Origin of the sequence: Pseudomonas sp. IT-P294, assembly GCF_949767865.1 — a bacterium.
GTDB lineage: Bacteria > Pseudomonadota > Gammaproteobacteria > Pseudomonadales > Pseudomonadaceae > Aquipseudomonas.
In genome coordinates this window covers 269,629-279,065 of record NZ_CATKQW010000059.1, presented here as the reverse complement: position 1 = coordinate 279,065, position 9,437 = coordinate 269,629, and the positions used below count along the sequence as shown (strand labels likewise).

At 59.8% G+C, this 9,437-nt stretch carries 3 protein-coding genes; all 3 read left to right on the top strand.

Annotation, left to right across the window (positions count from 1 at the left end; genetic code table 11):
- Positions 1-94 precede the first annotated feature (94 nt).
- Genes recC through recD form a run of 3 tightly spaced genes read left to right on the top strand, consistent with a single transcriptional unit; the run spans position 95 to position 9,335 of the window.
- Positions 95-3,544, top strand: a complete 3,450-nt coding sequence (recC, locus tag ACM6I0_RS31475) for an exodeoxyribonuclease V subunit gamma (protein ID WP_414924096.1) — start codon at positions 95-97, stop codon at positions 3,542-3,544.
- On the top strand, positions 3,541-7,230 hold the full coding sequence (recB, locus tag ACM6I0_RS31470; protein WP_414924095.1) for an exodeoxyribonuclease V subunit beta: 3,690 nt from the start codon (positions 3,541-3,543) through the stop codon (positions 7,228-7,230). Before recC ends, recB begins: the two co-directional genes overlap by 4 nt.
- Positions 7,227-9,335 (top strand): exodeoxyribonuclease V subunit alpha, encoded by a 2,109-nt coding sequence (gene recD, locus ACM6I0_RS31465; RefSeq protein WP_414924094.1) that lies wholly within the window; start codon positions 7,227-7,229, stop codon positions 9,333-9,335. The genes recB and recD overlap by 4 nt, the downstream gene beginning before the upstream one ends.
- Positions 9,336-9,437 lie beyond the last annotated feature (102 nt).

Below are 9,437 nucleotides of genomic sequence, written 5' to 3'. Positions count from 1 at the left end.
TCGTACAGCATCTTCAGACGGCTTCCGGCTGTCACAGTCTCCCGACAGTGCTAAGGTTCGGCCCTAGATTTTGTAATTTCCCAAGGAAGCTTTTATGCCGGACGCTGCGTCCCTCAATGCCGGTTTTATGGTGGTTCAAAGCAACAGTCTGGATGAACTGCGTAGCCTGGTGATCAGCGTAATGCGGAACTACCCGCTAGCTCCCTTGGAAAATGAAATCGCTCTGGTTCAGAGTAATGGCATCGCCCAGTGGTTGAAACTGGCGTTGGCCGAAGACCCGGAAGATGACGATATGGGCGGCTGCGGAATTGCAGCGGCCATCGATGTTCAATTACCGGGCAGCTTCATGTGGCAGCTTTATCGCATGGTTCTGGGGTGTGATGAAATTCCGGTCAAATCCCTGCTCGATAAAGCGCCACTGACTTGGCGTCTGATGCGACTGCTCCCGCAGCTGATCAATCAACCGCACTTCGAACCGCTGCAACGCTTCCTCACCAACGACACCGATCTACGCAAGCGCTACCAGTTGTCAGAGCGACTGGCAGATCTGTTCGACCAATATCAGGTGTACCGGGCCGACTGGCTAGAGGACTGGGCGGAAGGTCGTCACCAGCTGCGAAATGTCAGAGGCGAAGCCAAGCCGCTCACCCCGGCCAATTGTTGGCAGGCAGAACTATGGCGTGCGTTGTTGCTGGATGTCGGTGAGCAAGGCATGGCTCAAAGTCGTGCCGGAGTGCATCAGAGATTTATTGAGCGTATCAACAGCCTCGACGTGGCGCCCAAAGGATTGCCTTCCCGTGTGATCGTTTTTGGGATCTCCTCTCTCCCCGCTCAAGCCCTGGAAGCCCTGGCCGGACTTGCCAGATTCAGCCAGGTCTTGCTTTGCGTACACAACCCATGTCGTCACCATTGGGCCGACATCGTCGCCGATAAAGACCTGTTACGGCATCAATACAAGCGCCAGGCCCGAAAGAGCGGCATGCCTGTTGTGCTCGATCCACAAACCCTTCACCAGTATGCCCATCCGCTATTGGCGGCCTGGGGCAAGCAGGGGCGGGACTACATTAATCTGCTCGATAGCTACGACGACCCCAATAGCTATCGTTCGGCATTTCGTGATGGGCGCATCGACTTGTTCAGCGATAGCCAGCCACGAAATATGCTCAACCAACTGCAAGACGACATCCTTGAGTTACGTCCCCTGAACGAGACTCGCGAGCAGTGGCCAGCCGTCGATCTGAGTCATGACGAGTCGATCCGCTTCCACGTCGCCCATAGCGCGCAGCGCGAAGTGGAGATCCTCCACGACCAGTTACTTGCACGCTTCAGTGCTGATCCCGAGTTGAAGCCGCGCGACGTGATTGTGATGGTTCCGGATATCGACAGCTACGCACCGCATATCCGCGCAGTGTTCGGTCAGCTCGACCGCTTCGATCCGCGCTTCATACCGTTCACGCTCGCGGACCAAGGCCAGCGCGGTCGTGATCCGCTGCTCATTGCAGTCGAACATCTACTGAAGCTCCCCGACAGCCGCTTCCCTGTCAGCGAGATTCTCGACCTGCTGGATGTTCCCGCGCTGCGTGCTCGCTTCGGTGTAGAAGAGCGTGATCTGCCGACCCTGCACCGCTGGATCGAAGGCGCCGGCATTCGCTGGGGCATGAATGCCGAGCAGCGTGCGGGTTTGGGATTGCCTGAAGCGCTGGAGCAAAACAGTTGGCGTTTCGGCCTGCGTCGGATGCTGCTCGGCTACGCCGTTGGCAGCGCCAGTGCCTGCGAAGGAATTGAGCCTTACGATGAGATTGGCGGTCTCGACGCCGCACTCATCGGTCCTTTGGTTGCATTGCTTGACGCGCTGGAGGTTGCCCATCAGGAACTCACGCAATCGGCGCCACCCAAGCAATGGGGCGCCAGGATGCAGGCGTTGGTGCAGTTGTTTTTCAAGGCCAGCAATGAGCATGACGATTACCTGCTGGCCCAACTGGAAGAGTTGCGTGAAACCTGGCTCGAGACCTGCGAATCAGTAGGTTTGCATGATGACCTGCCGTTGACCGTGGTCCGTGAAGCGTGGCTGGCAGGACTCGACCAAGGGCGCCTGTCTCAGCGCTTTTTGGCTGGGGCAGTCAATTTCTGCACGTTGATGCCGATGCGGGCGATCCCGTTCAAACTCGTCTGCCTGCTCGGCATGAATGATGGCGACTACCCCCGAGCGCAACCACCGCTGGACTTCGATCTGATGGGCAGCGACTACCGCCCGGGTGATCGTTCCCGACGCGAGGATGACCGCTATCTGTTGCTGGAGGCGCTGTTGTCGGCTCGCAACCAGCTGTATATCAGCTGGGTCGGTCGCAGCATCCGGGACAACAGTGAGCGCCCGGCTTCGGTATTGATTGGCCAACTTCGCGACCACCTCGCCAGTGGCTGGCGATTAGCAAACGGCAGTGACCTGCTTGAAGCCATGACTCAAGAACACCCACTGCAACCCTTCAGCGCGCGCTATTTTCATGAAGGAGACGACCTGTTCAGCTACGCCAGTGAGTGGCAGGTGCTGCATCAAAACGGTGAACTGGCGACGGATGTTCAGACTCTCGATGACTACATTCAAGAGGAACCGCTGAGCCTCGGCCAATTGCAGGATTTCCTGCGCAACCCAGTGCGACATTTTTTCAGTCAGCGGTTGAAGGTGTTTTTCGAAGCGGCTGAAGCGCCCTTGGCCGATGAAGAGCCCTTCGTGCTCGACGCACTCCAGCGCTATAGCCTCAGTGACAGTTTGCTTGGCGCGGCGCTGGGGCAATTGGCGCATGTCGATTCGGCGCTTGAGACGCAGGCAAAGCGTCTGCAAAACAGTGGTCTCCTGCCGATGGCCGGGTTCGGCGAATCGCTACAACGAGAGTTGATCGAACCATTGCCGGATCTGTTGCAACGCTACCAACAACTACTGACGTTATGGCCAACTGCGCTCACCAGTGCGTTACCAGTGAGCCTGGAACCGGAAGGTCTGCGCCTGGAGGGCTGGCTCAGCGGCTTGTATCAGCGTGAAGACGGCGGCTTGCTATCGGTTACCACGATTCCCAACAGCATTGGATCGATCAAGACCCGCAAGTGGCATCGCCTGACGCGACCGTGGGTCAATCACTTGGTTGCCTGTGCCAGCGGCATGTCGATGACCACGGCGTTGGTCGCCAGTGACGATAGTTTGCTGCTGGCTCCGTTGGAGAAGGACGTAGCATTGCGCACCTTGGGCCAACTGTTACAAGCATGGAAAAAAGGCATGTGCCAACCGCTGCCGATCGCGGTGAAAACAGCTTTTGCCTGGCTCTCCCAGACAGACCCGGTCAAAGCCGACGACGCCGCTCGAAAAGCCTATGAAGGCGACGGTCAAACCACTGATGGCGAGCGCCGTGAAAGCCCGGCACTCGCTCGGCAATTCGCCGATTACGATGCTCTGATTGCCGCGAACACTTTCCACCACTGGTGCAACACTTTGTATAAGCCGATGCTCGAAGCCCCCTGGCGTTCGTTGAACAGCGAGGAGGCGCGCGCATGACCACGAAGACTCCGCTGGCCCTGGCATTCCCCCTGAGTGGCAGCCAACTGATCGAAGCCAGCGCCGGTACTGGCAAGACCTTCACCATTTCCGCGTTGTACCTGCGTCTGGTCCTCGGGCACGGTGGCGAATCGGGTGGATTTGGGCGTGAATTGTTGCCGCCACAAATCCTCGTTGTGACATTCACCGATGCCGCGACCAAAGAGTTGCGCGAACGTATTCGCACACGTCTGGCTGAAGCCGCGCGGTACTTCCGTGAGGAGATCAAGGCCCCCGACAGCCTCATCGCTGAACTGCGTGATGAATATCTGCCGGAACAGTGGTCAGGCTGCGCAAACCGCCTGGACATCGCCGCACAGTGGATGGATGAAGCCGCCGTATCGACCATCCACAGTTGGTGCCAGCGCATGTTGCGCGAGCACGCATTCGACAGTGGCAGCCTGTTTACCCAAACCCTTGAAACCGATCACAGCGATTTGCTGGGCGAAGTGCTGCGCGATTACTGGCGGCTGTTCTGTTATCCGATGCAAGGCGATGCCCTGAACTGGGTGCGAAATAATTGGGGAGGCCCGGCGGCGTTATTGCCTCGTGTGCGTGGTTTATTCGCCAGCGAACGGGACAGTGTCGAAGGTAAAGAGCCTGCCGAACTCATCGCCGAGTGCCTGCAGGAACGACGAACTGCTTTGCTCGAGCTCAAGATGCCTTGGCGCCAATGGGCGGACGAGCTGCTTGCTCTCTGTCACCAAGGCGTTGCGAGCAAGAGCGTCGACGGTCGAAAGATGCAGGCACGTTATTTCGAACCCTGGTTCGAAAAAATAAAGGCCTGGGCCGAAGATGAGTCCCTGGAGCAGCTGGATATCGGCACCGGCTTCACTCGTCTGACCCCGCATGGCATGGCTGAAGCCTGGAAGGGAGACGCACCCCGTCACCCAGGGCTGGACGCCATGCCCGGTCTCAAGGCTTGCCTCGATGGGTTGCCTACCCCTGACGCGGCGGTCCTGCAGCACGCCGCTCATTGGGTGGGCGCACGATTTGAGGAAGAAAAGCGTCGCCGCGCGGAGATGGGGTTCGATGACATGCTGCTGCGCCTCGATGCGGCATTGCAGTCCGATGGAGGTGAGCGCCTCGCGACCCTGATTCGTGAGCAGTTTCCGGTGGCACTGATCGATGAATTCCAGGACACCGACCCGGTGCAGTACCGGATTTTCGAAAGCATTTATCGTATCGAAGACAACAATCCCGAATGCGGCCTGTTTCTGATCGGCGACCCCAAACAAGCGATCTACGCATTCCGCGGTGCCGACATTTATACCTACCTGCGCGCCCGTCAGGCCACTGCCGGCCGCTTGCATACCCTGGGAACCAACTTCCGTTCCAGCCACGGCATGGTCAGTGCGGTCAACCACGTATTCGAGCGTGCCGAGTCTCGTGAGCTGGGACGCGGCGCGTTCCTGTTTCGTGAAAAGAACGGCGAGAATCCAGTGCCGTTCCAGCCCGTCGAATCCCAAGGTCGCAAAGAAGTTCTGCAGGTTGATGGCCAAGTCGTCCCCGCCCTGAACATCTGGCGCCTGTCCGCCGAGCAGCCATTGTCAGGTGTGGTGTATCGACAACAACTCGCCGCCACCTGTGCCAGTGAAATCACCGCGTTGCTCAATGGGGGCGAAGCAGGTCGGGCGGGTTTCATTGAGGACGGCAAGGATTTCAGACGCCTTTTGCCTGCCGACATCGCGATCCTGGTCCGTGACGGTAAAGAGGCCCAGGCCGTGCGTGGCGAACTCTCTGCTCGTGGCGTGCGCAGCGTTTACCTCTCGGACAAGGACTCGGTATTCGCCGCTCAGGAAGCCCACGACCTGCTGACCTGGCTCAAGGCTTGCGCCGAGCCGGATGTCGAGCGGCCACTTCGAGCCGCGCTGGCTTGCATCACGCTGAACCTTTCCCTGGCTGAACTGGAGCGTCTGAATCAAGACGAGCTGGCCTGGGAGGCGCGGGTCATGCAGTTTCGCGGATATCGCGAACTGTGGCGCAAGCAAGGTGTGTTGCCCATGTTGCGGCGCCTGTTGCATGACTTCCAGTTACCCGAGGCGTTGATCGCGCGCAATGACGGCGAACGCGTCTTGACCAATTTGTTGCACTTGTCGGAGTTGTTGCAGCAGGCCTCTGCCGAACTCGATGGGGAGCAAGCGCTGATTCGTCATCTGTCCGAGCATTTGGCATTGTCCGGTCAGGCCGGTGAAGAACAGATCCTGCGCCTGGAAAGCGATGAGCAACTGGTCAAGGTCGTGACCATTCACAAGTCCAAGGGGCTGGAATATCCGTTGGTGTTCCTGCCGTTCATCTGCTCGGCAAAACCGGTAGATGGCAGCCGTTTACCGCTGCATTTCCACGACGCAAACGGCAAGGCTCAAGTGACCTTGAAGCCGACTGCCGAGTTGATTGCTCTCGCCGACGATGAGCGTCTGGCCGAAGACCTGCGGTTGCTCTATGTCGCCCTGACCCGTGCACAACATGCCTGCTGGCTCGGCGTGACCGATCTCAAGCGCGGCAATAACAACAGCTCGGTGCTGCACCTTTCTGCATTGGGTTATTTGCTGGGTGGCGGTGCTCCACTGACCGAATCCGCAGGCTTGAAACGCTGGCTGGAAGACCTTCAGCAAGGCTGCCCGGCACTGAACTGTGGAGAAATGCCGGAGACGACAGCCGACCATTATCATCCGCCACGCAATGAAGCGAGGTTGCTTGCGCCGCTGATACCCAAGCGCAAAGCGAGCGAAAACTGGTGGATCGCCTCCTACAGCGCCTTGCGTATCGGCGACATTCTGAGCGTGGGCAGTGACGAAGCCCCGGAGAATCCGCAAGCGCAAAAGCTCTTTGACGACGAGCGCCTCGATCCGCAAGCGCCGCGAGAAGTTGTTGCCGGTGGCGCTGATATTCATCGCTTCCCCCGTGGCCCGAACCCCGGGACCTTTCTCCATGGTTTGCTGGAGTGGGCCGGCGATGAAGGGTTCTGCGCGGCTCCGCAAGTTGTGGAAGACGCCGTTGCCCGTCGCTGCAATCGCCGAGGCTGGGAAGGCTGGATCACCACGCTGAGCGATTGGCTGCAACACTTGCTCAAGTCTGCATTGCCCATTGGCTGTGGGCAGCCGCCGGTCGTTTTCGAGCAGCTCACTCAATACCGCGTCGAGATGGAGTTCTGGTTCGCCAGTCATAAAGTCGATGTGCTCAAGCTCGACGAGCTGGTGCGCCAGCACACCCACAACGGCGTCGCCCGGGTGGCCGCCGAACCGGTATTGCTCAATGGCATGTTCAAGGGCTTCATCGACCTGACATTCGAACACGACGGCCGATACTACGTTGCCGACTACAAATCCAATTGGCTGGGGCCCGATGACGCGTCCTACACCGAGCAGGCCATGGAGCAGTCGATTCTCGACAATCGTTACGACCTGCAATACGTGCTGTACCTGTTGGCCCTGCACCGCCAGCTGAAGGCGCGGTTGCCGGATTACGATTACGACCGGCATGTCGGTGGTGCGCTGTACCTGTTCCTGCGTGGCACGCGGGCACCCACCCAAGGGGCGTTTTTCGCCCGCCCACCCAGAGAGCTGATCGAGCGCCTTGACCGGCTGTTCCAAGGCAAGCCGGAACCCAAGGCCGAGCCCGCCTGGGAACAGGGAGAACTGTTATGAGTCGCACCTTCGCCGATTTGCTGCCCACGCCATTGGCAGCCGAAAGCCTGGCGGACCTGGCGCCCCTGACTCGGGCAGATGATTTGCTGCTGTTGCTGACGCGCTGGGTGGAACGTGGCTGGCTGCGGGCGCTGGACAAGGCCTTTGTCGCCTTCCTCCACGAGCTCGCGCCCGACGATGATCCGTTGGTGCTGCTCGCCGCTGCGTTGACCAGTCACCAACTGGGGCACGGCCATGTCTGCCTGGATCTGTTCGAAACGCTGAAAGAGCCGGACTTCGCGTTGTCGCTACCGCCGGAAGGCGATGTGCAAAGTGGTGCGATGTTGTTGCCATCGCAACTGCTTGAAGCGCTGGACGGCGCGCATTGGTGCAAGGTCCTGGCGTCCAGTCGCCTGGTAGCGCTGGCCGTCGATGGTCGCGAGGAGGCGCAATCACGGCCCTTGGTGCTGTCAGGCAAGCGCTTGTACCTGCGCCGCTACTGGGCGTACGAAAGGCGCATCGACAATGCCCTGCGCTTGCGCCTGACTGAGCATGAAACTACGCCGAATGACCTGTTCGAACGCCTCACGGGTCTGTTCGGTCCGGCTAAGCCCGGTGAAGTGATCGACTGGCAGAAACTTGCCTGCGCCTTGGCCACCCGCAGCGCGTTCAGCATCGTCACCGGCGGCCCGGGCACCGGCAAGACAACCACGGTCGTGCGGTTGCTGGCGTTGCTCCAGGCGCCAGCAGTGGCGGCGGGCAAGCCGCTACGCATTCGTCTGGCGGCGCCTACCGGCAAAGCGGCGGCGCGGCTGACGGAATCCATCAGCCAGCAAGTCCGGACACTGGAAGTTGCAGACTCCGTAAGAGACAAAATCCCGTCTGACGTCACCACCGTGCACCGCTTGCTTGGCAGTCGCCCCGGCACCCGACACTTCCGTCACCACGCAGGTAATCGCTTGCCGCTGGATGTCCTGGTGGTGGACGAAGCCTCGATGATCGACCTGGAAATGATGGCCAATCTACTCGACGCGATGCCGGCCCATGCCCGGCTGGTGTTGCTCGGTGACAAGGATCAACTCGCCTCGGTGGAGGCGGGCGCGGTGCTGGGCGATCTGTGTCGCGACGCCGAGGCTGGCTGGTACAGCCCGCAAACTCGGCAGTGGCTTGAGTCCATCAGTGGCGAAAGCCTGAGCGCCAGCGGTTTGCGGGAGGACACCGACGGTGCTCATCCCCTTGCCCAGCAAGTTGTGATGCTCCGTCACTCGCGCCGATTCGGAGAGGGCAGCGGGATTGGTCAGTTGGCGCGTTGGGTCAACCAGCAGCAACCGGAAGAAGCCCGCAAACTGCTGGAGGCCCGAAGCCACGAAGATGTGTTTTCTCTGTCCCTCAAAGGCGAGCATGATCGGGCGCTCGAGCGCTTGCTGCTTGAAGGCCATGGCGAAGGGCCGCAAGGCTATCGTCATTACCTGCACCTGCTGCGCAGCCAGCGCCCGCCGCTCGACAGCTCGCTCGATGATCCACGCTGGACCGATTGGGCGCGTCAGGTGTTGCAGGCTTTCGACGCCTTCCAGTTGTTGTGCGCCGTACGCAAGGGGCCATGGGGCGTGGAGGGTTTGAATCAGCGAGTTACTGCCGCGCTGCTTAAGGCTCGACTGATCGACAGCGATCAGCAATGGTACGAAGGTCGGCCGGTGCTCATGACTCGCAATGACTATGGCCTGGGATTGATGAACGGTGACATCGGCATTGCCCTCAAACTGCCGGAGCGCGATGGACTGGAGCCAGGGAAACATGTGCTGCGTGTAGCGTTCCCGCGCAACGATGGTCAGGGCGGTGTGCGCTTCGTCCTGCCGAGCCGACTCAATGACGTTGAAACCGTGTACGCGATGACCGTGCACAAATCCCAGGGTTCGGAGTTTGCCCACACGGCGTTGATTCTGCCGGATGCGCTAAACCCTGTGCTTACCAAGGAACTGATCTACACCGGGATCACCCGGGCCAAGCACTGGTTTACTCTGATCGAGCCGCGAGCCGGGGTGTTTGAAGAAGCCGTGCGACGCAAGGTCAAGCGCTTGAGCGGGTTGATGCTGGAATGGGAAGAGGGCGTCGAGCCGAGTCATTGAAGGGGCAGCGCAGGACGACGGAACAGGCTAAATCGGTGCCGCACGCGTCCTCGCTGGTGTCCCGACCCTATGCTATCGTTGCGGCATCATTTCGTTTCTGTA